Here is a 25,891-nt window from a genome sequence, read left to right as displayed (position 1 = left end):
ATTCGCTTCATAATCCGTTAAAACAGTATTTATGTAAGTGACGCTACATGTCTAGCGAATTCTTCAGCGTGTTGAAACGGCACCAAAACGGGGCGAGACGCCCGTGTAATAAGGGCTTCATGAATGTCGACTGCTTTTGTAGTCCATTGCCCATACCGGCGTCAGAACTTGCCGTGTGTGTAGTCATTCCAGCGTCTGCAGACGATCTGACCGCCACCCGGCAGGGCACGGTTTACGGCACAATTGCCGCCCAATCAGAACAATGCTCTCAATAGCAGAAATCACCGACCGGAGCGCTTCCCCGTGCAGACCACGCGTTTGACTTTGATGTGCCATGCACGAACCGTCGCACAGAAACTGGCGCGTTTTCCTACGAACGAGCCTGTTGAAAATACCGGTTGGGCGCCAAATGCCTTGGTCGAACATTTCGCCTCTGTGCAGCGTTTGCTTTGCGCGCCGGAACTGCGCACGCGGCAGACGGCGGCGTGGTTTGGCGCGGATGCGCAAATCGACGAGGCGCTGCGCGACTATGATTGGGGGCGCTGGCAGGGCCTCTCGATCAAGAATCTGCAACGCAGCGAAGCGGCAGCCCTGAGCAGTTGGCTGCAGGACACCGATGCGGCGCCGCATGGCGGAGAATCGGTAGCACAACTCTGTGAGCGGGTAGCAGGGTGGCTGGCCAGTGTGCAGGCGACTGCGGGTCATATGCTGGCCGTGACTCATCCGTTTGTCATTCGCGCAGCGCTGACTCATGTACTGCGCGGGGCAGCGTTTCACGACATCGATGTCGAACCGCTGTCGACGGTGGAACTGCGCTTCAACGGCCGATGGCGCCTGCTTCTACCCGGTCTTGATATGACAGGAACCCTCTGATGAAACAGCTTCTGGTGATCGGCATCGGTGCCGGTAATCCCGATTACATCACGATGCAGGCGGTCAAAGCGCTGAATCGGGTGGACGTGTTCTTTCTGCTGGACAAAGGTCCACGCAAGGACAAGCTGATCGACTTGCGTCGGGAAATCTGCGCGCAATACATCAGCGACCACGCTTATCGCTTCGTCGAAGCCCACAGTCCCGAACGCGAGCGCGGTGCTGTCGACTACACGGCCAGTGTCGATGACCTCAACAAGGCTAAACAGCGAACGTTTGAACGGCTGATCAATCACGAATTGTCCGACGGCCAGTGCGGCGCTTTTCTGGTGTGGGGCGACCCGGCGTTATATGACAGCACGGTGCGCATTCTTCAGGTGATATTGGCATCGGGTGTGTGCGCCTTTGAGTTTCAAGTGATCCCCGGCATCACCAGCGTTCAGGCGCTCGCGGCGCAGCACAAGGTACCGCTGAACACGATTGGCCGCTCCATCGAAATCACCACCGGCCGGCGTCTGGCCGCAGGGCAGGTGAGCGAGGCGGACAGTCTGGTGGTGATGCTCGATGCCGAGGACGCCTATAAGCGGGTGGATAATGCGCAGACCGAGATCTACTGGGGCGCCTATCTGGGCACGCCGGACGAAATTCTGATCAGCGGCCGGTTGGCGGACGTTGCCGATGAAATCGAGCGGGTGCGCAAGGCGGCGCGGGCCGAGCATGGGTGGATCATGGATACGTATTTGTTGCGCAAACCCTAGATTTTCGCAAGCTGGGCCGGCCCCTTCGCGAGCAGGCTCGCTCCCACAGGGGAACGCATTCCAAATGTGGGAGCGAGCCTGCTCGCGAAGAGGCCGGGACATTCAAAGCAGATTTCGGACAGGCAAAAAATACCCGGTGCAACGCAAGTCGCCCCGGGTTTTTTGTTGCAGGCAAACAGCGGATGTCGTGGATCCGCCGCCTGCCGTGAACTCGTTGTCAGCCGCGTTCCAGCGCCAACGCCACGCCTTGGCCGCCGCCGATGCACAAGGTCGCCAGGCCTTTTTTTGCATCGCGCTTGAGCATTTCGTGGAGCAGCGTCACCAGCACCCGGCAACCCGACGCACCGATCGGGTGACCCAGCGCGATGGCGCCGCCGTTGACGTTGACCTTGTCCAGATCCCATTGCAGATCCTTGGCCACCGCCAGCGATTGTGCGGCAAAGGCTTCGTTGGCCTCGATCAGGTCGAGTTGCTCGATGCTCCAGCCAGCCTTGTCCAGGCAGCGGCGGGTCGCCGACACCGGGCCGATGCCCATGATCGCCGGGTCAACGCCAGCATTGGCGTAAGCGGCGATTTTTGCCAGCACCGGCAGGTCCAGAGCCTTGGCTTTTTCGCCACTCATCAGAATCACTGCCGCCGCGCCGTCGTTCAACGACGAAGCGTTGCCCGCAGTGACGCTGCCGTCCTTCTTGAACGCCGGGCGCAGTTTCGCCAGGGATTCAGCGCTGGTATCGCCGCGCGGCTGTTCGTCGACGTTGAACGCGACCGGGTCGCCTTTGCGCTGCGGAATCAGGATCGGGGTGATTTCCTCAACAAAACGACCCGCCTCGATGGCAGCGGCAGCTTTTTGCTGCGACGCGGCCGCGAAGGCGTCCTGTTGTTCACGAGTGATCTGGTATTTGTCGACCAGGTTCTCGGCGGTAATGCCCATGTGGTAGTCGTTGAACGCATCCCACAGGCCGTCGCTGATCATGGTGTCGACGATTTGCGCGTGGCCCATGCGCAGACCGGTGCGCGCGCCCGGCATCACATAGTTGGACAGGCTCATGTTTTCCTGACCGCCGGCAATGATCACGTCAGCGTCGCCGCAACGGATTGCCTGCGCGCCGAGGTGCAGAGCTTTCAGGCCCGAACCGCAGACCTTGTTCAGGGTCATTGCCGGCACGGCGTGGGGCAGGCCGGCCTTGATCGCGGCTTGACGCGCTGGGTTTTGACCCGCACCGGCAGTGAGCACCTGGCCCATGATCACTTCATCGACCTGGGCACCGTCCAGGCCGGTCTGCTCAAGCAACTGGCGGATCACCGCAGCGCCCAGATCGACCGCGGACACGCTGGCCAGCGAGCCTTGAAAACTGCCGATCGCGGTACGCGTAGCGGCAACAATGACGACGTCTTGCATTTTCGAATTCCTCACTCGGCAGCGAACTGCATTTCCGGTACGTGATCCGGGACGATCAGTTTACCAGCGGTTTTGGCGACGATTTCCTCGACGCTGACGCCAGGTGCGCGTTCCTTGAGGACAAAAGCGCCATTTTCGATTTCCAGGTAGGCGAGGTCGGTCAGCACGCGCTTGATGCAACCGGCGCCGGTCAGCGGCAGGCTGCACTTGGCCAGCAGCTTCGACTCACCGTCCTTCGACGCATGGGTCATGATCACGATGATGTTGTCGGCGCCAGCCACCAGGTCCATCGCGCCGCCCATGCCCTTGACCAGTTTGCCGGGGATCATCCACGAAGCGATGTTGCCTTCGACATCGACTTCGAACGCGCCGAGCACGGTCAGGTCGACATGGCCGCCGCGGATCATCGCGAAGGATTCGGCGGAGTTGAAGATCGACGCGCCGATCCGTGCAGTCACCGTTTGTTTACCGGCGTTGATCATGTCGGCATCGATGGTTTCTTCGGTAGGAAAGGGACCCATACCCAGCAGGCCGTTTTCCGACTGCAGCATGACTTCCATGCCTTCAGGAATGTAGTTGGCGACCAGGGTCGGAATGCCGATGCCGAGGTTCACGTAGTAGCCGTCCTGCATTTCGCGGGCGACGCGCTGAGCCATTTGTTCGCGGGAAAGTGCCATGGTTTTGTTCTCCGTCAGCCTGAATTATTTGCGGATGGTGCGCTGTTCGATGCGTTTTTCGAACGTGCCGCAAATGACCCGATCGACGTAGATGCCCGGGGTGTGGATCTGCGTGGGGTCGAGTTCGCCGGGTTCGACGATTTCCTCAACCTCGACCACGGTGATCTTGCCGGCAGTCGCTGCCAGCGGGTTGAAGTTCTGCGCGGTGTGACGGTAGACGACGTTGCCGAAGTGGTCGGCTTTCCAGCCTTTGACGATGGCGAAGTCGCCGGTGATGGATTCTTCCATCAGGTACTTGCGCCCGTTGAACTCGCGCACTTCCTTGCCTTCGGCGACCGGGGTGCCGACGCCGGTAGCGGTAAAGAACGCAGGAATGCCAGCACCGCCGGCGCGCATCTTCTCGGCGAGGGTGCCTTGCGGGGTCAGGATGACTTCGATTTCGCCTTTGAGCAGTTGCTCTTCGAACAGCTTGTTTTCGCCAACGTAGGAGGCGATGACTTTGCTGATCTGGCGGTCGGACAGCAGCACGCCGAGGCCAAAGCCGTCGACGCCGCAGTTGTTGGAGACCACGGTGAGGTCGCGGGTGCCTTTGCGCTTGATCTCGGCGATCAGGTTTTCCGGGATACCGCACAGACCGAAGCCGCCAGCGATCACGGTCATGCCGTTCTCAAGCCCGGCCAGGGCTTCCTCGTAAGAACTCACGCGTTTGTCGAAACCTGCCATATGCACCTCTTTTATTATTTGCGGGCGGCTGGCTAGCCGAATGACTGGAGTGTCGCGCCGCAGGATATATTTGTTAAGTTGATTTTTAAGGTTGATTGATAGATAAAACTCAACAATAGCCGAAGAGATCGTTCCCACGCTCCGCGTGGTAATGCCTCAAGGGACGCTCTGCGTCCAGTGACGCGGAGCGTCACGGGCTGCATTCCCACGCAGAGCGTGGCAACGATCACGTGTCGGGCTTGCAGCTTGACGCTAGCAGCTTACGACTGGAGCGTAGCGACCATGACCATCAAACAGATCCGCGCCTTTCTCGCCGTGGCCCAGAGCCTGAGTTTCGCGGTGGCCTGCGAGCGCTTGCACCTGTCGCAATCGGCGTTGAGCCTGACCATCAAGGCGCTGGAGGAGGGCCTGGGCGGACGCCTGTTCAGCCGCAACACGCGCAACGTTGCGCTGACCGCAGAAGGCGAGTCGCTGCTGCCACTGGCCCGGCGCCTGATCGCCGACTGGGACAACGCCGAAGACGAAATGCGCCAGCGCTTCAGCCTGCAACGCGGGCGGGTGACGCTGGCGGCGATGCCATCGTTTGCCGGCAACTTGTTGCCGCCGATCCTGAAAACCTTCCGCGCGCGTTATCCGAATGTCAACGTCACGGTGAACGACGTGATCAACGAGCAAGTGCTGGAAATGGTCCGTGACCGCCAGGTTGAACTGGGCGTGGCGTTCGAGCCGATGCAGAGCACGTCGCTGACGTTTACCCCGTTGTACATGGATCGCTTCGTCGCTGTGGTACCCAAGGATTCACCCTTGGCCCGGCGCACCGAGATCGACTGGCAGACATTGTTGCAGGAACCGTTCATCACCTTGCAGCGGCCCTCGACGGTGCGGGTGATGCTGGAGGAACATTTGCAGGCGCGGGGCAAGAAATTGCCGGTGGAATTCGAAAGTCATCAATTGGCGACGGTCGGGCGGATGGTCGCCAGCGGCCTGGGTGTCAGCGCAGTGCCTGCGTTGTGCGCCGAACAGATGCAGGAACTCGGCGCTCAGTGCCTGACGCTGATTGACTCGGTGGAACGCGCCATTGGCGTGCTGACTGAACCGGGCAATGAGCTGTCGGCGGCGGCGCAGGCGTTGTTTGATATTTTCAAGGCTGAAGATTTGCGATAACGGGCGGATGCTGACCCTCACCCCAGCCCTCTCCCGGAGGGAGAGGGGGCCGATCGGGTTGTATTGCGTCATACATCGACCTGCAAAACCGAGTCGATTATGGATTCCCAGCAAGACGTTCATCTCGCTACAGAACTTGAACATCCCCAATCGGTCCCCTCTCCCTCGGGAGAGGGCTAGGGTGAGGGGCCGATTTCAAGCCTAACGAAAATCCCCAACGCTCATCGTTCCAGCGCCAATGCCAACAAAGGCAACAACCGCTCACACGAAGCCTCTATCTTCACATCCAGCAAATCATCCGCCCGCGTCTTGCCCAGGTTGATCGCAATCAGCGGCTTACCGCGATCGGCAATCACCCGACACAAACGAAACGCCGAATAAGCCATCAACGAAGACCCGACCACCAGCATGCCCCCGGCAGTTTCCGCGGCTTTCATCGCCCGGGCCGCCGTAGGCTGCGCGACGTTTTCGCCGAAAAACACCACGTCCGGCTTCATCCGTTCACCCGCACAATGCGGGCAGTGTGGTACCTGAAAGCGTGCTTCGAAAGCGGGGTCGAGCAAGGTGTCGCCATCGGGTGCCTGCACCGCATCGACGCCGGCCAGATAAGGATTTTGCTGTTCCATCAACTGCTGGATCGCATCGCGCTCGCTGCGCTGGCCACAGTCCAGGCACAGCACCCGATGCAGGCTGCCGTGCAGTTCGATCACATCCTGACTACCAGCCTGATCGTGCAGCGTGTCGACATTCTGCGTGATCAAGTCGTTGATCAGCCCTTGCTGCTGCAAACCGGCCAAGGCCTCGTGCGCCGCATTCGGGCGCGCCTGACGCACCCTCGGCCAGCCAAGCATCGCCCGCGCCCAATAGCGTCGGCGTGATTCCGGCGCGGCAAGATACTCCTGATACATCATCGGCTGCCGGCCACGCCGTACTCCTTCGCTGTCGCGGTAGTCGGGAATACCCGACGGCGTGCTGATGCCGGCGCCGGTCAGCACCAGAAAGTCGCCATCGGCCATCAGTTGCTGCAGGGTGTCGAGGTGTTCGCGGGTCGGGCTGTCGAGCATGGTCAGCGCTCCGGAGAGGACGATGCCAGCAGGTTAGCACGACCCGCGCGGGTTACTTGCGCGCCTCCAGAATCAGGTTGAACGGTGTCTGGCTGGCACGGCGGAAGTGCTTGAACCCGGCTTCCGTGAAGACCTTGCGCAAGCGCATTTCCCCCGCCTGAGCACCGAGGCCCAGGCCAACCTCCTGCGACAGCGAGTTCGGCGTGCAGATAAAGGTCGACGCTGCATAAAACAGCCGCCCGACCGGATTGATATTGTCGTCCAGCGTGTCGTTGGCGAACGGCTCGACGAGTAGCACCGTGCCGTCATCCTTGAGCGCTGCATAGGCGTGACGCGCGGCGCCGACTGGGTCGCCCATGTCGTGCAGGCAGTCGAAATAGCAGATCAGGTCGTAGTCATCACCGGGGTAGCCCTTGGCCGAACCCTGAAAGAACTTCGCCCGGCTGCTGACGCCACCCTCCTCGGCACGCTGGGTGGCGACCGTGATCGACGGTGCGTGGTAGTCGTAGCCGACGAAACGCGAGTTGGGAAACGCCTGCGCCATGATCACCGTCGAGGCGCCATGGCCGCAGCCGATGTCGGCGACTTTCGCACCTTCTTCCAGCTTGGCCACTACGCCATCCAGTGCCGGCAACCATTCGGCGATCAAGTGACCTTTGTAACCCGGTCGAAAGAAGCGTTCGGTGCCGCTGAACATGCACGGATGATGATCGCCCCACGGCAGGGCGCCATTGCCGCGCATGGCTTTGACCAGTTTGTCCTTGTCGTGGAAAAACGACGCCACCACGCCAAGCCCGCCAGCCACGTAGACCGGCGAGTCCTCGACGGCCAGGGCCAGCGCCTGTTCTTCCGGCAGACGGAACTGCCCGTCCTCATGCTCCATGTAACCGGACGCCGCATGGGCGCTGAGCCATTCGCGGACCAGCCGTGGGTTGCAGGTGGTTTTTGCAGCAAGGGCATCGGCGCTGATCGGTTGACTGTCGGCCATCGCCCGGTAAAGCCCAAGTTCTTCGCCGACGATGACATTGGCCAGCATCGCCGCGCCGCCCATGTCGTTGACCAGTTTGCCCATGAATTGGTTGAGCTTCGCCTCGTCCATCACGTGTGCTCCTGAAACAGGATCACAGTCCGGCGGCGTCGAAGGTCGAGGCGTGCGCCACCGGGCGGTGGTCGCGGAAACGGGCAGGGCACGACTGAAGTCCTGCGTCCCCCTCGACTGGGTAATGAATCAGTCTAGCTGCGCCCTGAGAGTGGCGCCGACTTTGTGAACACTGAAAAACCTGTGGGAGCGAGCCTGCTCGCGAAAGCGGTGAATCAGACAATGAAGGTGTTGAATGATAAACCGCATTCGCGAGCAGTCTCGCTCCCACAATGGATTCGCAATCGAGCTGTATCTTCGTGTATCCCGCTCACCGAGGGATACACAGGGTTGCAAACCTGTGCTCGGTTGCACACAGCCGCGATACAGCCAGCGCGTCAACTGGAGGCAAAACCCACCACAGAGGTATTCCCCGTGCAAACGCCACTTTCATCCCTGCCGCCCAGCGTCGGCCTCGGCCTGCGCCGTGGCCTGCTCAATGATCTGCGAAACGCCCGCCCCGGCGATTTCGACTTTCTCGAGGTCGCGCCGGAAAACTGGATCGGCATTGGCGGGGCGCATGGCGCGGCGCTGGGTGAACTGGCCGAGCGTTATCCGTTGTCCTGCCACGGCTTGTCGCTGTCGCTCGGTGGCCCGGCGCCGCTGGATGTCGGTTTCTTGCGAGAGGTTCGGGTGTTTCTCGACCACTACAACGTGCCGCTGTACAGCGAACATTTGAGCTACTGCAGCGATGACGGGCATCTCTACGACCTGCTGCCGCTGCCGTTCACCGAAGAAGCGGTGTACCACGTCGCTGCGCGTATTCGTCAGGCTCAAGACATCCTCGGCCGGCGTCTGGCGGTAGAAAACGTCTCCTATTACGCCGCCGCGCGCCAGGACATGGACGAAGTGACATTCACCAACGCCGTGCTGCGCGAGGCCGATTGCGATCTGCTGCTGGACGTGAATAACGTCTACGTCAATTCGGTCAATCATGGTTTTGATCCGCAGATGTTTCTTGCGGGTATCGAACCGGGGAGGGTGGTGGGCATGCATGTCGCCGGGCATTTTGATGAGTCCGACACCCTGAAGATCGATACCCACGGCGCCTCGGTAAAACCCGTGGTGTGGGACTTGCTGGCGCAGGCCTATGCGCGGTTCGGTGCGCAGCCGACCTTGCTGGAGCGGGATTTCAACTTTCCGGCCTTTGCCGAACTGGTGGCCGAGTTGCAGGCCGTCCGCCACTTGCAAGCAGGAGGGCGCCCTCGTGGATAACCTGCAACAGCAACAACAGGCGTTGACCCGCTACCTGCGGGATCCCGAGCAGCAGATGCCGCCCACCGATATGAACGTAGCGCGGGTCGAGGTTTATCGTGAGCTGGTATTCAATAATGTTTCGCAGCTGTTGAGCGGAACCTTTCCGGTGCTGGTCCGGATCATTGGTGAGCCGCGCTGGCGCTTGCTGGTGCGTGGCTTTTTGCGTGACTGGCGGGCGCAGACACCGAAATTTGGCGAGATCGCCGCAGAATTTATCGACTATCTGGCGGCGCAGCCGTCAGTGTTGCAGCAAGGGCAGTGGCCGGCGTTTCTGCTGGAGCTGGCGCATTACGAGTGGGTGGAGATGGTTCTGCAGCAATCAGACGCCCCCGCGTTGCCGCTGACGGATACGGCGCTGTTGCTGCACCACCCGTTGCAGGTTTCGGCATTGGCCTGGCCGCTGGCCTACGTCTGGCCGGTGCATGAAATCGACCCGAACAACCAGCCCGATTCGCCACCGGCGCAACCGACCCTGCTACTGGTTCGGCGCACTGAGGATTTCAGCGTGAAATTTTCCCTGCTGAGCCCGTTGGCCTTGCGCTTGCTGCAGCGCATTGGCGAGTTTGCGGCGCTGACGGGCCTTGAGCATTTGCAGGGTCTGGCAGAAGAGGCCGGGCAATCGGCCAGTGACGCGTTCATCGACGACGGCCTGACGTTGCTGCGACAGCTGCATGCGGATCGGGTGGTTGGCATCACGCCGTAGGCGACAACCATCCGCGGACATTGTGGGAGCGAGCTTGTTCACGAGAGCGATCTCTCAGTTACCGACTCGATGACTGACAGGACGCCTTCGCGAGCAGGCTCGCTCCCACAGGGATTCTGTTTATTTCAGGAAGTCAGCGGCAATCTTAGTTCAGCACACAGCCCGCCGCCCTCACGGTTACTCAAGGTCAGTGTTCCTCCTAGCGCCATCGCCAGTTGCTGAGCAATGGCCAGACCCAGACCCGTGCCGCCAGTCTCGCGATTACGCGAGTTCTCCACCCGGTAGAACGGCTGCAGCACCTGCGCCAGTTCGGCTTCGGCGATGCCCGGGCCGCGGTCGAGTACGCTGATCGACAGACTGGCGCCGTCCGCCGCGACGTGGACTTCAGCAGCGCCGGCGAACTTCAGGGCATTGTCGGTGAGGTTCACCAGCACCCGGCGCAAGGCATGCGGGCGGGTGTCGATGACCGCTGCGCTGTGGCCGACCAGTTGCACCTGCTTGCCCATGTCCTGATAGTCGAACACCAGGCTTTCGAGGAAGGAATCCATGTTGGTGCGCCGGCTCTGTTCGGTCGAACCGTGGACGCTGCGCGCATAGGCCACGCCTTCGCGTACCAGATGTTCCATCTCGCTGAGGTCGTTCCACAGTTTGTCTTTCTCGGCGCAGTCGTCCATGAACTCGGCGCGCAGTTTCATCCGGGTGATGGGTGTTTGCAGGTCGTGGGAAATCGCCGCCAGCAGTTGCATGCGCTCTTTCAGGTAGGCGGCGATGCGCGCCTGCATGCTGTTGAAGGCACGCGCCGCGTAAACCACTTCGTTCGGACCTGATTCGTCGAGTTTGATCGGCTGGGCGTTGGGATCGAGGGTTTCCACGGCGTTGGCCAGGCGGGTCAGTGGCCGGATGGCAATGCGTACGGCCAGCCAGGTGCAGGCGATCATCAAGGCCAACTGGCCGAGCAGTACCACCGGCAACCACGGTGACAGCGGGGCCATGGCCGGGCGCACGTCGATGGTCAGCGGGCTGCCGTCGCTCAGGCGCAGGTGGCCCTGAAAGTGTTTGCGTGGCCCGGGTATGTCGGTGAAAGTCAGCGGATAGCGCTCACCGATGGCTTCGGTGATCGAAGTCACCGCCACGGGCACATCACGGGCATCGATCGGCGTGCCCGGATCGCCCTCGCTCAGCAGGTAACCGTAATTCTGGCGCGCCAGACGGGTGAGCCACGCCGGACGTTCTTCGACAGGCAGGCGATCAAGGATTGCAACCGAGGTGGAAACGTCGGTTTCCAGGTTGCCCAGCATGGTGTTCTTAGCGCTTTCGTAGCGCTCGTAGTACTGCGCGCCAAACGACAGCGCCTGGGCGAGGATCAGCCCGATCAGGAAAATCAGCGACAGGCGCGACGCGAGGGTGCGTGGCCAGTGCAGGTTGAGGGTCATGCCGGTGCCCCGAGAATCTCCACCGGCAACGAAAACACATAGCCCTCGCTGCGCACGGTCTTGATGTACGCCGGTTCGCGCGCGTCATCGAGCAGGCGCTGGCGCAGGCGGCTGACCAGCAAATCGATCGAGCGGTCGAACAGGTCGGCATCGCGGCCCTGGGTCAGGTTGAGTAACTGATCGCGGCTGAGCACTCGTTGCGGATGATCGAGGAACACCCGCAACAAGCGATACTCGGCGCCGCTGAGGGCGACCATGGTGCCGTCGGTGTCCAGCAGGTGCCGGGCCGAGGTGTCCAGTTGCCAACGGCCAAAGGCGAGCAGGCGGCCAGCTTCGGTGACCACCAGATTCGGCGGCAACATGCGCGTGCGGCGCAGTACGGCGTTGATTCGCGCCAGCAGTTCCCGCGCGGCGAACGGTTTGGTCAGGTAGTCGTCGGCGCCCATTTCCAGGCCGATGATGCGGTCGGTTTCATCGTTGCGCGCGGTCAGCATCAACACCGGCGTGGCCTTGTGTTTGCCCACGCGCAGTTCGCGGCACAACTGCAGGCCATCGTCGCCGGGCATCATGATGTCGAGCACGATCAGGTCGACAGTGTTGGCTTCGAGGAAGCTACGCATCTGCCGGCCATCGGCGACGACTGTCGTGCGCAGACCGTTTTTCTTCAGGTAGTTGCCCACCAGTTCACGGATCTCGCGGTCGTCGTCGACGATGAGAATGTGATCGACATGTTCCATCGGTTCAAGCCTCTGTCAGAAGGGGAATGGACTGCAGTCTATAGCGCCTGCATCGGCGCGCCTGCCGGCCTTTGTATTGCAGTGTATCTGCCGTGTCGACAGATACACGGATACGCAAAAACAGGTTTTTTCCTCGGTTTTGTATCGCTCTGTATCGCGCGGTGGCAGGGATACACAGCGAATGAAACGCGCCTGTTCCTGACACAGACGCGATACCTCACAGGCTTTAAATGGGTTCCATCGAGGCAAACACACAACGCCTCGGCCCAAACCCGATCAAGCCTTGAGGAATATCGCCATGAACAACAAGTCCGTAATCGCCGCCTGCCTGTTTGCCGCTTTGAACATCTGCACGCTGTCGGCCCGTGCCGAAGCAGCTCCCGCCCCGCAAACCTACACCTACGGCACCCACCTGGATATTCAGAAAGTGATCTCGCTGGAGCAGGACAACTCGGTGGCCTGCGGCATCGTCGAAGCGCGTATGACTTACCTCGATTCGGCCGGCACCACCCGCGTGCTCGATTACAGCAAATTCGCTGACAGCTGCAACAACGACAACTGATCAATCCACTCATTTCGAAGGGTAAACATCATGAACAACGTATCGCGCATTCTGACGGCCATCGCTTTCTCTCTGGCCGGCGCAGCCGCTCATGCCAATGCGGCGGTTGAACAACCTGGCTGCCACACCAGCACCTGTTTCCAGCTGACCCCAGTGGCAAAACAGGGCACCGAAGGCTTGCTCGCGGCGGACGGCGCCAGTCGGACACCGCAGGGGCAAATGGTTGCTGCGGACGGCGCCAGTCGCACACCGCAAGGGCAGATGGTTGCCGCGGACGGCGCCAGTCGCACACCGCAGGGGCAGATGGTTGCTGCGGACGGTTCGAGTCGCACACCGCAGGGGCAGATGGTTGCCGCGGACGGCTCAAGCCGTACGCCGCAAGGCCAGATGTTTGCCGAGAACGGTTCCAGCCGTACACCACAGGGCCAATGGCTGCAAAGCCAGAGCGCCTGATTGCTCGCCACCGTCATTAAGAAAAGGTGACTCACCATGTACCTCATCGCGTTTCTCGGCGGTCTGCTGACCGTGCTCAGCCCCTGCATCCTGCCGGTGGTGCCGTTTCTGTTTGCCGGTGCCCAGCGTAGCCGCACTTCGATCCTGCTCACCCTCGGCGGCATGGCCCTGACGTTTGCGCTGATCTCCAGCCTGGCGGTCGTCAGCAGCGAATGGGTGATTCAGGCCAGCAACACCGGACGCCACGTCGCGCTGATCGTGATGAGCGTGTTCGCCTTGTCGCTGATCTCGGCGCGCATCGGCGACTGGCTGACGCGTCCCTTCGTGATGCTTGGCAACCGTCTCGACCCGAATGCACAAAACAAGGCCGGGCCGCTGGGCTCAATCATGCTCGGGGTCGCCACCGGGCTGCTGTGGGCGCCGTGCGCCGGGCCGATCCTCGGCGTAATTCTGACTGGCGCCATGTTGCAGGGGGCGAATGCGCAGACCAGCCTGCTGTTGCTCGCTTATGGCGCCGGCAGTGCCTTGTCGCTGGGCGTGCTGATCTTCGCCGGACGTGGCCTGGTCAACCGCTTGAAACCGTCGATTCCGTTCACCGGCTGGTTGCGTCGCGGTGCCGGTGTCGCTGTGTTGGGGGCGGCTGCGGTGATAGCCACCGGTTTTGATAAAACCTTGCTGGCGAACACATCCTCCCAGGGCGTGGCCAGCGTCGAGAAAAGCGTGCTGGAGAACGTGCCGAAAGTCGTCGACTACCTCGTCACCAAGGTCCGTGCGGATTCGCCGATGGAAGAGGGCAAAGGCTCGATGCCGCCGCTGACGGGCGCGGTGCAATGGCTCAATTCGCCGGAGCTGAGCAGCGAATCCCTGCGTGGCAAGGTGGTGCTGGTGGACTTCTGGACCTACGACTGCATCAACTGTCAGCACACCCTGCCATACGTGAAGGACTGGGCGAAAAAGTATGAAAAGGACGGCCTCGTGGTGATCGGCGTACACACCCCGGAGTACGGCTACGAGCGGATCATCGACAACGTCAAGGATCAGGTGAAAAAGCTCGGCATCACCTACCCGGTAGCGATCGATAACAACTATGCGATCTGGCGCAACTTCGATAACCAGTACTGGCCGGCGCATTACCTGATCGACGCCAAGGGGCAGGTGCGTTACAGCCACTTCGGTGAAGGTCGCTATGAGGCGCAGGAGCAGATGATCAGGCAATTGCTGGAGGAGGCCAAAGCCCCGGCAGCCTGATCAGCGAAACCAATGGCTCATAGGTCGCGGACCATGAGCCATTGCTCGTTTCCCCAGGCTTGAAAGTTTTCCAGAACTTGCCAGCCGCGTTTGGCGTAGTAGTCCCGCTGGGTTTGCGTATGCAGGTACAGACGTGGCCAACCGCGATCTTTCGCCTCCTGACAAACCCCTTCAATCAAGCGTTCCGCCAACCCCTGCCCGCGAGCGTCGGGGCTGACAAAAACACAGGCCAGCCAAGGTCCGAGTTCGGGCCGCAGGGCAAGGTCGGCACGAGCCAGGGCAGCGCCGCCGATCAACTGCTCATCGTCTAGAGCCACGAGGCAAGGCCAGTCACCATTGCTTTGCCCTGCAGCGAATTCGCGTTGCCAATCGGCGAGTGGCTGCTGAGCGTATTCGTAGGAGAACTGGCTGTGAATCCATTCGGCATAGCGGTCGCTGTGGTGCAGATGATCGGCTAGCCAGGCGAGCTGCGGTGACATCGGTCGAGTCCTTTCCTGAATTGGACGTGCATCAAAAACCAATCTTGCCTCGCAGGCAATCATCGAGGTGTTTCAGACGCTTGACAGATTGCCACCATTCATCGGCAAAGCCCCGTTTTTCGGGGCTCGGCAGACGATCGGCAGGGACGCCGTTGAGCAGTAGCGCGATAGTGGCAATGCAGGGCGAGACCCGGCGACCTGCTTCCTTGGCCACATAACAAGAATGCGAGGTTGTCATGCCCAAATTCGTGATTGAACGCGAGATACCCGGTGCCGGTGAACTGTCGCCAGCCGAACTCAAAGCCGTGTCGCAAACGTCGTGTCAGGCGTTGCGCGACCTCGGTCCGCAAGTCCAGTGGCTGCACAGCTACGTGACTGCCGACAAAATCTACTGCGTGTACATCGCGCCTGACGAGGAACAGGTGCGTGAACATGCCCGGCTGGGTGGTTTTCCGGCCAACAGTGTCGCGCGCGTGGAGCGGATCATCGATCCGACCACCGCAGAATGATCACGTTTTTACCGTTCAGCGGAGTTCGACGTCATGAGTACCCCGATTGATCTGACTGCCCTGAAAGAACGTCAGAAAGTGGCATGGGCCAGTGGCGATTACGCCTTGATCGGCACCACGTTACAGATCGTCGGTGAGAACCTCGCCGAGGCCTGCGATTTGCGTTGCGATGAGCAGGTGCTGGACGTCGCTGCGGGCAATGGCAATGCCACGCTGGCGGCGGCGCGGCGTGGGTGTCTGGTGACTTCCACCGACTATGTTCCGGCATTGCTGGAGCGTGGGCAGGATCGGGCGCGGGCCGAGCATCTGGATGTGACGTTTCAGGTGGCTGATGCCGAGGCGCTGCCGTTTGCTGACGAGAGTTACGACGCGGTGTTGTCGACCTTCGGCGTGATGTTCGCGCCGGATCAGGCCCAGGCGGCGGCGGAGTTGGGCAGGGTCTGTCGGCGTGGCGGGCGGATCGGTCTGGCGAACTGGACGCCGGGCGGTTTCGTGGGGCAGATGTTCAAGGTGCTCGGCCGGCATCTGCCACCGCCGGCCGGTGCGCAACCGCCGTCGAATTGGGGCACGGAGGCGTGGCTGCATACGCATTTTACTGACCAGGATTTTGTAATTGAGGTGACGCGCCGGCATTTCCATTTCCGCTATCGTTCGGCGGCCCATTTCGTTGATATCTTTCGCCATTGGTATGGGCCGGTGCACAAGGCTTTTGCGGTGTTGCCGCCGGAGGGCGGGGAGGCGCTGGAGGCGGATCTGATGGAGTTGCTTGAGCGGTTGAATCGGGCGGGGGAGGGATCGTTGGTGGTGCCGAGTGAGTATCTTGAGGTGGTGATTGGCAAGCGTTGATTTTTTTCTGGTTTGATTGGGGGCATATCCGTTGCTGCGGTAAGGCTGCTTATGGTTTCGCCCTTACGGCGAGTCCCTTTTTCAGACGCCAAAAAGGAACCAAAAGGCTTGCTCCTACGTACGGCCCTCGCAAGCTCGGGTCCCTTCGCTCCGGGATCGATCCGGGCGCAGCGGCTACGGTTTGCTTCGCTGCACCTCCTTCCGCTGTGTACGACTGCGTCGTACGGTCGCTGCGCTCCCACGCCCGGATCAATCCCTCCACTCAGCCTTCCGATGTCGCCGGTGACGCAAGATCAAGATCAAGAGCACTCGAGCTAACGCTCATTGTTGAGTGGTTAGAAGCGGGTGGTTGGCTTGGGGTTTGTGGTGTGGCTGCCCCTCACCCCAGCCCTCTCCCGAGGGAGAGGGAGAGGGAGAGGGAGAGGGAGCCGATTTTTGGGCCGTTCAAAATCTGCATTCGACTCGGTATTTCAAGTTGGCGTATCTCTACCAAACCACTCGGTCAGTCCCCTCTCCCTCCGGGAGAGGGCTAGGGTGAGGGGCTTTTGATCCTCAACGTCGCAAAACAGGCGAGCTGACACTCGGCCTGATGGTTGTACTCGTCCCCTGTGGGCGCTTGCCTGCAAGCGATGGCGACCTTACAGCCGATCATTCTCTAACGCGTGCCGACTATTTCACCTGCCCCCGATCAAACCACTCCAGCGCCGTGCGCCAGATGCAGATACCCAGAAAATACGCCGACATCAGCAGCCACACACCCATGACCATCGGGTTGATCTGCGGATGGTTGAGCACCAGCGACAGGCTGCACAGCAGCCATATTGCAGTGACGGCGATGTTGATCGGCATGAACCGGCGTACGCGGAAGGGGTGGAGGAATTTCATCCGGGTGACGGTCAGCAGTGCGAGGCCGATCACGGTGAGGAAGGTGATCCACGGTCCCGGGCCGATGATGTACAGGCACAGCGCGACCACGTTCCAGGCGGCCGGGAAGCCGACGAAGTAGTTGTCTTTGCTTTTCATGTTGACGTTGCAGAAGCAGAACAGCGACGACACCAGAATCAGCGATACCGTCAGCAGCAAGGTGTAGTCGGGCAAGGGGATGTAGCGATAAATGAACAGCGCCGGGATGAAGACGTAGGTCAGGTAATCGATCACCAGGTCGAGGATCGAGCCGTCGAAGCTCGGTAGCACCGATTGCACGTTGACCTTGCGCGCCAGTGCGCCGTCGAGGCCGTCGACGATCAGTGCCACGCCCAGCCACATCAGGCAGTGGGTCGGCTGGTTTTCCAGCAGGGCGAGGGTCGCCAGGAATGCGGTGACCACGCCAGTCGCGGTAAAACCATGGGCGCCCCATGCTTTGAGCCTGGCGATGTGTATGGTCGATATCACGGGAGCGTTCTCCAGAAAGTGCAGCTGGCCGGGGGTCACCCTTGGAAGCAGGGCGCCGGCGAACCGGGTCGGGGTTGCAGCTATCGACCGGTTTGGCCGGGATAAGGTTCACGCACCATCAATCTTAGCCGGGCGGTGAAAAAATTCCTCGACTGGCGTGGTCAGACGTCGAGTGTCAGCCAAACGGTGCTGGCGCTACGGCTGGTGGGGTCTATCGTTGCCTGACGCAGTCACGGCCAATGCCTGAGGATGACGTCATGAACACCAGCGATTTGCTCGAACAACTGTTGCGGGGCCAGGCCTCGGCGCGACCTTCCACGGGCGCGTCCGCCGGGGATGGTCTGGGTGGGCTCGGCGGTTTGCTTGGCGGGCTGTTGGGCGGCGGTCAGGCCGGTGGCGGTGGCGCTGGCGCGGCGGCATCCGGCGGGCTCGGCGGGTTGGGCGGCCTGCTCGGTGGCTTGCTTGGCGGTGGCGGTGGTGGTGGCGGATTGGGCGGCGCTTTGGGCGGGGCGCTAGGGGGCGGCGGTCGCAGTCGTTCCGGTGGCACCAATTACGCGGCGCTGGCATCGCTGGGGATGATGGCGTACCAGGCTTATCAGGCCTGGCAACGCAGCCAGGCCAGCGCGGCGCCACAGCAGATTCCGCAGACAGCCGATCTGCTCGCTGGCCCGCAAATCGAAGAGCACAGCCACGCGGTGTTGCGTGCGTTGATCGCGGCGGCCAAGGCTGACGGCCGCATTGATGAAACCGAGAAACATTTGATCAGCAGCGAAATCGGCAAGCACACCAGCGATCCGCAGCTGCAGCAATGGCTCGACGCCGAAGTCGCCAAGCCGCTGGATCCTGCCGAAGTGGCGCAATCTGCGCAGGGTGACCCGGCGGTGGCGGCAGAGATGTATCTGGCCAGCGTCATGTTGGTAGACGACCAACAAAACGCCGAGCGCAGCTACCTCGACGAACTCGCCGCCGCCCTCAACATCGACCCCGATCTGCAAGTGCATCTGGAGGCGCAGGCCAAAGGTCAGGCCTGAGCCCAAAAGCCGAAACCCGCCGACAATCAAAGCCCTTGGCGCTCCATCCGTCCGGGGCTTTTTCAGCTCGATTGAATTTTTCTCACGGCGCATCGCTCTTCTGCATAACAGAGCCAGTCTGCAATCGGTGCGCCCATGAACAGGAATCTCGACGACTACAACCGCATGCGCGATTTTTCCGCGACTTCGGAACCGGCCGCGGTGAAACGCTCCGGCCGTAAAACCGCCAAGGATCACGCCTTGCAGTTCTGCATCCAGAAGCACGACGCTTCGCACCTGCACTACGATTTTCGCCTCGAACTCGACGGCGCGCTCAAGAGTTGGGCGGTACCGAAAGGGCCGTCGCTCGACCCCAAGGTCAAGCGTCTGGCGGTGCACGTCGAAGATCACCCGCTGGATTACGCGACGTTTGAGGGCAGCATTCCCGAGGGGCATTACGGCGCTGGCGATGTGATTGTCTGGGATCGCGGCGTGTGGATCCCCCTCGACGATCCGCAAAAGGCCTACGCCAAAGGCCGGCTCAAATTCGAATTGCAGGGCGAGAAGCTTGGCGGTATCTGGAATCTGGTGCGCACGCATATGCCGGGCAAGAAAGAGCAGTGGTTTCTGATCAAACATCAGGACAACGCCGCGCGCCCGCAGGATGACTACGACGTATTAGTTGCCGAACCGGACAGTGTATTGAGTGAGCGCACGATCGTCGCCAGCCCTAAAAAAACTGCTGAACAGGCCAAGCCGCTGAAGAAAGCTCCGGCGAAACCGCGCAAGCAGGCCACCGGGAAACTCACCGGAGCACACAAGGCCAAGCTGCCGGCGCAACTCAAACCTGAGCTGGCGACGCTGGTCGACAGTGCACCGGAAGGGCAATGGAGTTACGAAATCAAGTTTGACGGTTACCGGATCATGGCGCGCATCGAGGGCGATCAGGTGCAACTGTTCACCCGGAACGGCCATGACTGGACGCACAAACTGCCGCAACAAGCCGAAGCCTTGGCTGCGTTAGGCCTGGAGTCGGCATGGCTCGACGGCGAAATGATCGTCGCCAACGAGCAGGGCGTGCCGGATTTTCAGGCGCTGCAAAACGCTTTCGAAGTCGGGCGCAGCGGCAACATTGTTTATTACCTGTTTGATTTGCCCTATCTCAACGGCGTCGATCTGCGCGAAGTCGCGGTCGAGGAACGGCGCGCCGCACTGGCGACCATTCTCGGTTCGCAGAAAAGCCAATTGCTGCGCTTTTCCGAAGCCTTCGAAGAGACCCCGGACGCGCTGCTCAACAGTGCCTGCCAGATGCAGATGGAAGGTTTGATCGGCAAGCGCCTCGGCTCGCCTTATGTGTCTCGGCGCAGCAGCGACTGGATCAAGCTCAAATGCAAACACCGCCAGGAATTCGTCATCGTCGGCTACACCGATCCCAAAGGTGCGCGCAGTGCCTTCGGCGCCTTGCTGCTTGGCCTGCACGATCGCGACAGCGGTGAATTGCGCTACGCCGGCAAGGTCGGCACCGGGTTCAACGAAACCACGCTGAAAAGCATTCTGGCGCAACTCAAACCGTTGCAGGCCAAAAGCGCGGCGGTGGTCAATCCACCCAGTGGCTTTGAGGCCAAAGGTGTGCATTGGCTCAAGCCGAAACTACTGGCGGAAGTGGCGTTTGCGGAAATGACCAAGGACGGCTCGGTGCGCCACGCCGTGTTCCATGGCCTGCGCAACGACAAACCGGCCAAAGCCATCACCGAGGAGCGAGCGAAGCCTGTGAAGACTGTCGAAAGCAAAACTGCCGAGAAGAAACCAGCGAAGAAGGCTGCTGCCAGCAAGGCTCCGAGCAAGCCTTCAAGCAAAAAAGCCGCGGCGAGCAAAACCGAAAGCGCGCCGTCGCAAGCCAACCTGGCCAACGGCAAAGTGCGTATCACCCACCCGGAGCGGGTGATCGACGCGGTCAGCGGCACCACGAAAATGCAGCTCGCCGAGTATTACGCCAGCGTCGCCGAATACATTCTGCCGCACCTCAAGGATCGCCCGGTGGCTCTGGTCCGCGCCCCGGACGGGATCGCCGGCGAACTGTTCTTCCAGAAAAACGCCGAGCGCCTGGCAATCCCCGGCATCAGTACGCTCGACAAGGACATCACCGGGCAGCCGGTGATGATGATCAACAGTGCCGAAGCGCTGATCGGCGCCGTGCAGATGAGCACGGTCGAATTGCACACCTGGAACGCCACCCAAATCGATCTGGACAAGCCCGACCGCTTCGTCCTCGACCTCGACCCGGACCCGGCGTTGCCGTGGAAAAGCATGGTCGAAGCCACGGCGCTGACCCTCACTGTGCTCGATGAACTCGGGCTCAAGGCATTCCTGAAAACCAGCGGCGGCAAGGGGATTCACTTGGTCGTACCGTTGACTCGCAAGCATGGGTGGGACGAGGTCAAGGATTTCAGCCACGCCATCGTCAGCCACATGGCGAAGCTGTTGCCGGACCGTTTTTCAGCGGTGTCCGGGCCGAAAAACCGCGTCGGCAAGATCTTCATCGATTACCTGCGCAACGGCCTCGGTGCCACCACGATTTGTACTTACGCAGCGCGCGCGCGTGAAGGCATGCCGGTGTCCGTACCGGTTTTCCGTGAGGAAGTGGCGGAAATCAAGGGCGGCAATCATTGGAATATCCATAACGTCCACGAACGCTTGGCCGAGGTTGGCGAAGAACCGTGGGCGGACATGAAGAAAACCCGCCAGACCATTACCGCGCAGATGCGCAAACGCGTCGGCATGAAAAAGTGATCAGGCGTCGCGCAGCAAGTCGTGGGCGTTGAGCAGTTCGAAGGCGATCGCCGGGTTGTTGTTCAGGCCTCGGCGGATCGCCGTCGGGATGGCTTTGCGGGTTTTGCGGCACAGCTTGGGCAGATCGTCGATGTCGATGTCGATGCCGAGCATGGTCCGCACCTCATGGAAGCCCGGTGAGACTTCAACGCGGATACCCAATTGCTCATACATGCGTTTTTGCAGATGACGCAGATCGTCGAGGTCTTTGAGCTGTTCCAGGCGCGCCAGCAGGACTTTCTCTTCGTTGCGGGTCAGGCGCAGGATGCGCAAATCTGCGCCGGGCGTGTCCAGCAACGGGTCGCGCCCGCAAACGCAGGCGCCGGGTGGGCAAGGGGAGCGCAAAGGCGCGGTGGTCGTCATGGCCTCCATCATAGAGGCCGTCGGACCGTTTTGCCTATGTGCGTGAGGCAGCCGTCCATCGGCCGCCGTCTCCCTGGAAACTAAGGTTTCAGGCCTTCGTAATGCACCAGAATGGCGTTGGCGAGGTCTTCATCGCTGGCGTTGAGGCCTGGGTTGTCCTGGCGCACCTGCTGCAGCACCGATTCAAGATAAACCCCACGGATGGCCCCGCCACTGGCGACGAATGCAGACACGTCGTCACGGGCTGGAATGACCATCTTGTCATCCTTGAAGGTCGAGTACAGCGACGCGGAAACACCGGCCGAGGTGGCGACATCGCCCGCATCGACACGGGCCAGCGCCGAACCGACCGGCAGGCAAAGGAGTAGAGATGAAACGAGCACTAACTTGCGCATGACGGTGTTCCTCCGAAGGCGCGAAGCAAAAGGGAAGGGACTACATAACGTCAGAGATGATCGGCGCGCGGGAGTTCCGTGAGCGGCGAAAACGCAGCGGCAAGGAACCGGGGAAAACGGCGAAAGGTCTACCGCATGCCCATATTGTTTGAGAGTCGATTTGATGCTCCTCAGAGTCAGCGACGACGTTGCCCGCCCCGCCGATACGCGAATCGAGGCCGCCTTGCTAGGCGGATTTGTCCTGCTGGCCATCGCCCTCGGCATAGCCCCGCGAAGCCGCGTCGACTGGCTGCTGGAAAATGTGCTGGCCGTGGCGCTGGTGTTGACCCTGGTGCTGGCGCATCGGCGGTTTCGCTTGTCGTCCTGGTCGCTGGTGATGATCTTCGCCTTTCTGTGCATCCATGAAGTCGGATCGCATTACACCTATTCGCGGGTGCCCTACGATCAATGGAGCACGCTGCTGACCGGGGTCAGTGTCAACCAGGTTCTGGGTCTTGAGCGCAATCACTATGATCGGTTGGTGCACCTGAGCTACGGATTACTGTTGGTCTGGCCGATGCGCGAAGTGCTGCTGCGCCTGACCCCGTTGCGCGGCGCCTGGCTGGTGCTGATGACCTTGAACGTGGTGCTGGCGACCTCGGCGTTGTACGAATTGATCGAGTGGGTCGGCGGCGCTTATCTGGGCGATGACACCGGACAGGCGTTCGTCGGCGCGCAGAACGATCCCTGGGACTCGCAGAAGGACATGGCCCTGGCGCTGTTCGGCGCCGGGCTGTCCTTGCTGCTCTTGGCAGGTGGGCGTCGAGCGCCGCGCTGAGCCGTCAGATCACACCGCAGGCCATGCGATCGCCGCCGCCGCCCAGTGGCTTGGGCATGTCGGCGTGGTTGTCGCCGCCGGCGTGAATCATCAGGGCATGGCCCTTGATCTCAGAGATTTTCTTCAGGCGCGGGGCCAGCACCGGATAATTGGCGATACCGTCAGCCGTCACATACACCGCGGGCAGATCACCCAGGTGTCCGTCGGCGTAGGGGCCAAGGTGCTTGCCGGTTTTCGCCGGATCGAAGTGACCGCCAGCGGCCAATGCCGCGCCTTTCACCCCATCCTTCATGCCCGCTTCGCAGCTGCCGTTTTCGTGAACGTGGAAACCGTGAATGCCGGCCGGCAGGGATTTCAGGTCCGGGGTAAACAGCAGACCGTAAGGCGTCTCGCTGATGGTGACCGCGCCGATCGCCTGCGGCGCACCGTCGGCGCTGACCAGATTGATCGCGACTTTCTCCGTTGCTGCTTGTGCGGTACCCATCGCCAGAGTGCCGAGCAGACCAAACCACAATGCGCGTTTCATAAGCATTTCCTTCAGCTGCATGAATGTTCGAAGCGATGGAGTCATAGCCTGCCAGGGTTAACCGGCGATGAAGGCGCAATCCATCGACGCTGCAGCGTGTGACTGGCCGCTCGATCGAAAAGTTTTGCCGGATTCAAGTCGCGGCTGACATCAGCCGATACGCTCTGTGTCGGCAGTTCCGTGCAAATAGGCTTAACTGAAATCCGACAAGCGCAATCCAGCGTGCCCACGGGAGATTCCACGGTGTCGATCAAACTGCGTTTGGTGTTGCTGATTGCGACCAGCCTGCTGACGGCGCTGATCGTGAGTCTGGTCAGTTATGTCGGCAATCTGCGGATGGCCACGGCGGTCGGCGACAACACGGTGAGCATGAGCGCCCTGCGCAATCACATGGAAGCCGACATGATGCATGACGCCTTGCGCGCCGATGTCTATTCGGCAATGTTGGTCGGGCTGGGCAAGAGCACTGGCACGGCAGCCGAAGTGCGCGATTCGCTGGCCGAACACGCCGGGCATTTTCGTGAGGTACTGGGTGACAACCTGAAGCTGCCCATCAACCCCCAGCTGCGCACGGCGCTGGAGCAGATCAAGCCGAGCCTCGACACCTACATCAAATCCGCTGAGCAGATTGTCGGCGTGGCGCTGGACAATCCGGACGCCGCCCAGCAGCAACTCGGCACCTTCAACACGGCGTTCAGCCAGCTTGAAGAGCAGATGGCGGCGCTGAGCGAGCTGATTGAAAGCAACACCCGGCAAACCAGCGAAGGCACCGAAGCCGCCATTGGCAATGCCAATCTTGCTCTTGGCGTCGTGCTGATTGCCAGTCTTCTATTGCTGCTGGTCCAGGGCCGCTGGGTCATTCGCAGCATCACCGGGCCGTTGCAAACCGCCAGTCGCATCGCCGAAAGCATCGCCCATGGCAACCTCAGCGAGCCGATTGCCGAGCCCTCCGGCAAGGATGAGGCCAGCGTGTTGATACGCACGCTGGCAACCATGCAGCGCGACCTGCGCAACATGATCGACGTGGTTCGGCGCAACGCTCACGGCGTCAGCGGCATGAGCGAACAGCTCAGCCAGGGCTGCCACCAGGTCGCCGACAGCAGCCAGCAGCAAAGCGTCGCCGCCGGCACCATGGCCGCGGCGGCCAGCCAGATGACCGCCAGCATCGAAGAAATCACTCGCCACGCCGAGCGCGCGCTGAGCATGGCCAATCAGGCCGAAACCCTGGCGAAAGAGGGCGGCGGGGTGATCCATCAAGTGGTCAGCGATATGGATGACATTGCTCGCTCGGCGCAACAGTCAGCGCAGGTCATCCGCACGCTGGATCAGGAATCGGAAGCCATCTTCAACATCATCCAGGTGATCAAGAGCATCGCCGACCAGACCAACTTGCTGGCGCTCAACGCCGCGATCGAAGCAGCGCGGGCCGGCGAACAGGGGCGCGGCTTTGCCGTGGTTGCAGACGAGGTGCGCAGTCTGGCAGCGCGCACCAGCGCATCGACCCAGGAAATCGCCGCGATGGTCGCACGCATTCAAAACAGCACGCGCGAAGCGGTCAGCAGCATGGAGGCCGGGGTGGCGCAGGTCGACAAAGGCATGGCGGTAACGGCGGAGGTTGAACGGGCGATCCGCGAAATCCTCGATGCGACCTTGAGCACCACGCAACTGGTCAACGACATCACCCGCACGATCGGCGAGCAGAGCCAGGCCAGTAATGAAATTGCCCATCAGGTGGAAATGATTGCGGGGATGTCGGAAGGCAACAGCCGGGTGATCGGCCAGACCGCGACGACCACGGATGAATTGTCGAGCCTGGCGGGGCAGTTGGCGCGGTCGGTGGATCGGTTTCGCCTTTGAGCGTCAGGCGAGTCAGGCGTTTTTGGAGTGCCTGACCCGCCGCCTTCGCGAGCAGGCTCGCTCCCACATTTGAAATGCAATTCCCCTGTGGGAGCGAGCCTGCTCGCGAAGAGGCCAGCCCAGTCAACATACATTCAGGCTGGATAACGCCGATCAGAACTTGAACGCCTGCCGCCCAACCAGCAACCACTTGCCCTGCTGCTTCTGCCAGATCTGAAAGTTCTCGATCTCGGTCGGCACCACCTCAGTGCCCTTCAACGCCTGCGCGGAAAAATGGTTGCGCACCAGCGCGGTATCGCCGGACATTGTGATCGTCTGCTTTTGCATTTCCAGGGTCTTGAACGCGCTTCGGCCGGTTTCGATGTCGGCGATGAATTCTTTCTTGTCCTGAATCTTGCCGCTGGAGTGGCCATAGGTCAGGTTCGGCGCGGTGAGGGCGTTCAGTTCGGCGATGTCCTTGTGCAGCATCGCCTGCGTCAGATGATCCACGGCCTGGGCGACGTCCTTTTCCGCCACGGCAGGTGCGGCCATGGCGTAACCATTGAAGGCGCAGAGAAAGCCGATCAGTAGTCGGGTTTTGGTCATTGCGATAGTTCCTTGTTGTTATTGGGTTATGACTGGTTCGTCAGTCATCGTACAACTTAGCAGATTATCCGGCGGTCAGGCAGTAGTTTGCGGCGCT

At 61.1% G+C, this 25,891-nt stretch carries 28 protein-coding genes and 1 pseudogene; 15 read left to right on the top strand and 14 right to left on the bottom strand.

Annotated elements, in window-relative coordinates; all coding sequences use genetic code 11:
* Positions 1-303: 303 nt before the first annotated feature.
* Both ACGSLL_RS04690 and cobF read left to right on the top strand, forming a co-directional pair.
* Positions 304-873 carry a histidine phosphatase family protein gene (locus ACGSLL_RS04690; protein WP_394503816.1) on the top strand — a complete coding sequence of 190 codons (570 nt, stop codon included), beginning with the start codon at positions 304-306 and terminating at the stop codon, positions 871-873.
* Complete coding sequence (gene cobF / locus ACGSLL_RS04685) at positions 873-1,628, top strand: precorrin-6A synthase (deacetylating) (protein ID WP_394503636.1); 756 nt, start codon at positions 873-875, stop codon at positions 1,626-1,628. The genes ACGSLL_RS04690 and cobF overlap by 1 nt, the downstream gene beginning before the upstream one ends.
* 217 nt (positions 1,629-1,845) lie before the next feature.
* Here cobF and ACGSLL_RS04680 read toward each other — a convergent pair whose 3' ends face one another.
* The 3 genes from ACGSLL_RS04680 to ACGSLL_RS04670 are packed head-to-tail and all read right to left on the bottom strand — an operon-like array spanning position 1,846 to position 4,427.
* Complete coding sequence (locus ACGSLL_RS04680; protein WP_394503634.1) at positions 1,846-3,027, bottom strand: acetyl-CoA C-acetyltransferase; 1,182 nt, start codon at positions 3,025-3,027, stop codon at positions 1,846-1,848.
* 11 nt (positions 3,028-3,038) lie between these two features.
* Positions 3,039-3,704: a CoA transferase subunit B gene (locus ACGSLL_RS04675; RefSeq protein ID WP_208937895.1), complete on the bottom strand. Its 666-nt coding sequence runs from the start codon at positions 3,702-3,704 to the stop codon at positions 3,039-3,041.
* A 24-nt stretch (positions 3,705-3,728) separates the two neighbouring features.
* Positions 3,729-4,427 carry a CoA transferase subunit A gene (locus ACGSLL_RS04670; RefSeq protein ID WP_394503631.1) on the bottom strand — a complete coding sequence of 233 codons (699 nt, stop codon included), beginning with the start codon at positions 4,425-4,427 and terminating at the stop codon, positions 3,729-3,731.
* Between the two features lie 282 nt (positions 4,428-4,709).
* On the opposite strand from ACGSLL_RS04670, the gene ACGSLL_RS04665 reads away from it, so the two are divergent.
* The gene (locus tag ACGSLL_RS04665) at positions 4,710-5,591 is read left to right on the top strand and encodes a LysR family transcriptional regulator (protein ID WP_394503629.1); all 882 of its coding nucleotides are present in this window, start codon (positions 4,710-4,712) and stop codon (positions 5,589-5,591) included.
* 221 nt (positions 5,592-5,812) lie between these two features.
* On the opposite strand, the gene ACGSLL_RS04660 is transcribed toward ACGSLL_RS04665, so the two are convergent.
* Positions 5,813-6,655 carry an NAD-dependent protein deacetylase gene (locus ACGSLL_RS04660; protein ID WP_394503627.1) on the bottom strand — a complete coding sequence of 281 codons (843 nt, stop codon included), beginning with the start codon at positions 6,653-6,655 and terminating at the stop codon, positions 5,813-5,815.
* 52 nt (positions 6,656-6,707) lie between these two features.
* Positions 6,708-7,754: a class I SAM-dependent methyltransferase gene (locus tag ACGSLL_RS04655; RefSeq protein WP_394503625.1), complete on the bottom strand. Its 1,047-nt coding sequence runs from the start codon at positions 7,752-7,754 to the stop codon at positions 6,708-6,710.
* A gap of 414 nt (positions 7,755-8,168) precedes the next feature.
* Here ACGSLL_RS04655 and ACGSLL_RS04650 point away from each other — a divergent pair, with 414 nt between their 5' ends.
* Both ACGSLL_RS04650 and ACGSLL_RS04645 read left to right on the top strand, forming a co-directional pair.
* Positions 8,169-9,008, top strand: coding sequence for an HvfB family MNIO-type RiPP peptide maturase (locus ACGSLL_RS04650; RefSeq protein WP_394503623.1), 840 nt, complete (start codon positions 8,169-8,171; stop codon positions 9,006-9,008).
* The gene (locus ACGSLL_RS04645) at positions 9,001-9,753 is read left to right on the top strand and encodes an HvfC family RiPP maturation protein (protein ID WP_394503621.1); all 753 of its coding nucleotides are present in this window, start codon (positions 9,001-9,003) and stop codon (positions 9,751-9,753) included. The genes ACGSLL_RS04650 and ACGSLL_RS04645 overlap by 8 nt, the downstream gene beginning before the upstream one ends.
* A gap of 125 nt (positions 9,754-9,878) precedes the next feature.
* Here the strand turns inward: ACGSLL_RS04645 and ACGSLL_RS04640 are convergent, their stop codons facing one another.
* Complete coding sequence (locus ACGSLL_RS04640; RefSeq protein ID WP_394503619.1) at positions 9,879-11,186, bottom strand: ATP-binding protein; 1,308 nt, start codon at positions 11,184-11,186, stop codon at positions 9,879-9,881.
* Positions 11,183-11,923: a response regulator gene (locus ACGSLL_RS04635; protein WP_090282763.1), complete on the bottom strand. Its 741-nt coding sequence runs from the start codon at positions 11,921-11,923 to the stop codon at positions 11,183-11,185. Before ACGSLL_RS04635 ends, ACGSLL_RS04640 begins: the two co-directional genes overlap by 4 nt.
* A 298-nt stretch (positions 11,924-12,221) precedes the next feature.
* Between ACGSLL_RS04635 and ACGSLL_RS04630 the strand changes: the two genes are divergently transcribed.
* The 3 genes from ACGSLL_RS04630 to ACGSLL_RS04620 are packed head-to-tail and all read left to right on the top strand — an operon-like array spanning position 12,222 to position 14,186.
* Entirely contained in the window at positions 12,222-12,485 is a 264-nt protein-coding gene (locus tag ACGSLL_RS04630) for a DUF2790 domain-containing protein (protein ID WP_394503616.1), read from the top strand.
* Positions 12,486-12,515: 30 nt separating this feature from the next.
* Positions 12,516-12,938 carry a hypothetical protein gene (locus ACGSLL_RS04625; protein WP_394503614.1) on the top strand — a complete coding sequence of 141 codons (423 nt, stop codon included), beginning with the start codon at positions 12,516-12,518 and terminating at the stop codon, positions 12,936-12,938.
* Positions 12,939-12,974: 36 nt separating this feature from the next.
* A complete protein-coding gene (locus ACGSLL_RS04620; protein ID WP_394503612.1) occupies positions 12,975-14,186 on the top strand; it encodes a cytochrome c biogenesis protein DipZ in 1,212 nt (403 codons plus the stop codon).
* Positions 14,187-14,203: 17 nt separating this feature from the next.
* On the opposite strand, the gene ACGSLL_RS04615 is transcribed toward ACGSLL_RS04620, so the two are convergent.
* Positions 14,204-14,665 (bottom strand): GNAT family N-acetyltransferase, encoded by a 462-nt coding sequence (locus ACGSLL_RS04615; protein WP_394503610.1) that lies wholly within the window; start codon positions 14,663-14,665, stop codon positions 14,204-14,206.
* Positions 14,666-14,696: 31 nt separating this feature from the next.
* Positions 14,697-14,903, bottom strand: a complete 207-nt coding sequence (locus ACGSLL_RS04610) for a hypothetical protein (protein WP_394503608.1) — start codon at positions 14,901-14,903, stop codon at positions 14,697-14,699.
* Here ACGSLL_RS04610 and ACGSLL_RS04605 point away from each other — a divergent pair.
* On the top strand, positions 14,902-15,174 hold the full coding sequence (locus ACGSLL_RS04605) for a DUF4242 domain-containing protein (RefSeq protein ID WP_394503606.1): 273 nt from the start codon (positions 14,902-14,904) through the stop codon (positions 15,172-15,174). The two genes, ACGSLL_RS04610 and ACGSLL_RS04605, sit on opposite strands and share 2 nt — an antisense overlap.
* Positions 15,175-15,207: 33 nt before the next feature.
* Positions 15,208-16,020 (top strand): class I SAM-dependent methyltransferase, encoded by an 813-nt coding sequence (locus ACGSLL_RS04600; RefSeq protein ID WP_394503604.1) that lies wholly within the window; start codon positions 15,208-15,210, stop codon positions 16,018-16,020.
* 669 nt (positions 16,021-16,689) lie between these two features.
* Here the strand turns inward: ACGSLL_RS04600 and pcsA are convergent.
* Positions 16,690-17,412, bottom strand: coding sequence for a phosphatidylcholine synthase (pcsA, locus tag ACGSLL_RS04595; RefSeq protein ID WP_208937882.1), 723 nt, complete (start codon positions 17,410-17,412; stop codon positions 16,690-16,692).
* Positions 17,413-17,669: 257 nt separating this feature from the next.
* Here pcsA and ACGSLL_RS04590 point away from each other — a divergent pair, with 257 nt between their 5' ends.
* Positions 17,670-18,443 carry a tellurite resistance TerB family protein gene (locus ACGSLL_RS04590; RefSeq protein WP_394503602.1) on the top strand — a complete coding sequence of 258 codons (774 nt, stop codon included), beginning with the start codon at positions 17,670-17,672 and terminating at the stop codon, positions 18,441-18,443.
* Positions 18,444-18,578: 135 nt separating this feature from the next.
* The gene (gene ligD, locus ACGSLL_RS04585; RefSeq protein ID WP_394503600.1) at positions 18,579-21,212 is read left to right on the top strand and encodes a DNA ligase D; all 2,634 of its coding nucleotides are present in this window, start codon (positions 18,579-18,581) and stop codon (positions 21,210-21,212) included.
* Here ligD and ACGSLL_RS04580 read toward each other — a convergent pair whose 3' ends face one another.
* Together ACGSLL_RS04580 and ACGSLL_RS04575 are read right to left on the bottom strand one after the other, a co-directional pair.
* Complete coding sequence (locus ACGSLL_RS04580) at positions 21,213-21,614, bottom strand: hypothetical protein (protein ID WP_394503598.1); 402 nt, start codon at positions 21,612-21,614, stop codon at positions 21,213-21,215.
* An 80-nt stretch (positions 21,615-21,694) separates the two neighbouring features.
* Positions 21,695-22,009 carry a DUF2388 domain-containing protein gene (locus tag ACGSLL_RS04575; protein WP_090282773.1) on the bottom strand — a complete coding sequence of 105 codons (315 nt, stop codon included), beginning with the start codon at positions 22,007-22,009 and terminating at the stop codon, positions 21,695-21,697.
* A gap of 163 nt (positions 22,010-22,172) precedes the next feature.
* On the opposite strand from ACGSLL_RS04575, the gene ACGSLL_RS04570 reads away from it, so the two are divergent.
* Positions 22,173-22,826 (top strand): DUF2238 domain-containing protein, encoded by a 654-nt coding sequence (locus ACGSLL_RS04570; protein WP_394503596.1) that lies wholly within the window; start codon positions 22,173-22,175, stop codon positions 22,824-22,826.
* A 4-nt stretch (positions 22,827-22,830) separates the two neighbouring features.
* On the opposite strand, the gene sodC is transcribed toward ACGSLL_RS04570, so the two are convergent.
* Positions 22,831-23,352: a superoxide dismutase [Cu-Zn] SodC gene (sodC, locus tag ACGSLL_RS04565; protein WP_394503594.1), complete on the bottom strand. Its 522-nt coding sequence runs from the start codon at positions 23,350-23,352 to the stop codon at positions 22,831-22,833.
* Positions 23,353-23,532: 180 nt separating this feature from the next.
* Between sodC and ACGSLL_RS04560 the strand changes: the two are divergent.
* Together ACGSLL_RS04560 and ACGSLL_RS04555 are read left to right on the top strand one after the other, a co-directional pair.
* Positions 23,533-24,351: pseudogene (locus ACGSLL_RS04560) on the top strand (HAMP domain-containing protein); the annotation flags it as partial.
* Complete coding sequence (locus ACGSLL_RS04555) at positions 24,346-25,209, top strand: methyl-accepting chemotaxis protein (RefSeq protein WP_394503814.1); 864 nt, start codon at positions 24,346-24,348, stop codon at positions 25,207-25,209. The pseudogene ACGSLL_RS04560 and the gene ACGSLL_RS04555, both read left to right, overlap by 6 nt.
* A 153-nt stretch (positions 25,210-25,362) precedes the next feature.
* On the opposite strand, the gene ACGSLL_RS04550 is transcribed toward ACGSLL_RS04555, so the two are convergent.
* On the bottom strand, positions 25,363-25,794 hold the full coding sequence (locus ACGSLL_RS04550; protein ID WP_394503592.1) for a nuclear transport factor 2 family protein: 432 nt from the start codon (positions 25,792-25,794) through the stop codon (positions 25,363-25,365).
* Between the last annotated feature and the right edge of the window lie 97 nt (positions 25,795-25,891).

Origin of the sequence: Pseudomonas retamae, assembly GCF_043496865.1 — a bacterium.
Classification (GTDB): Bacteria; Pseudomonadota; Gammaproteobacteria; order Pseudomonadales; family Pseudomonadaceae; genus Aquipseudomonas; species Aquipseudomonas retamae.
The sequence above is the reverse complement of the archived record's forward strand: the minus strand, read 5'-3'. Positions and strand labels throughout refer to the sequence as shown.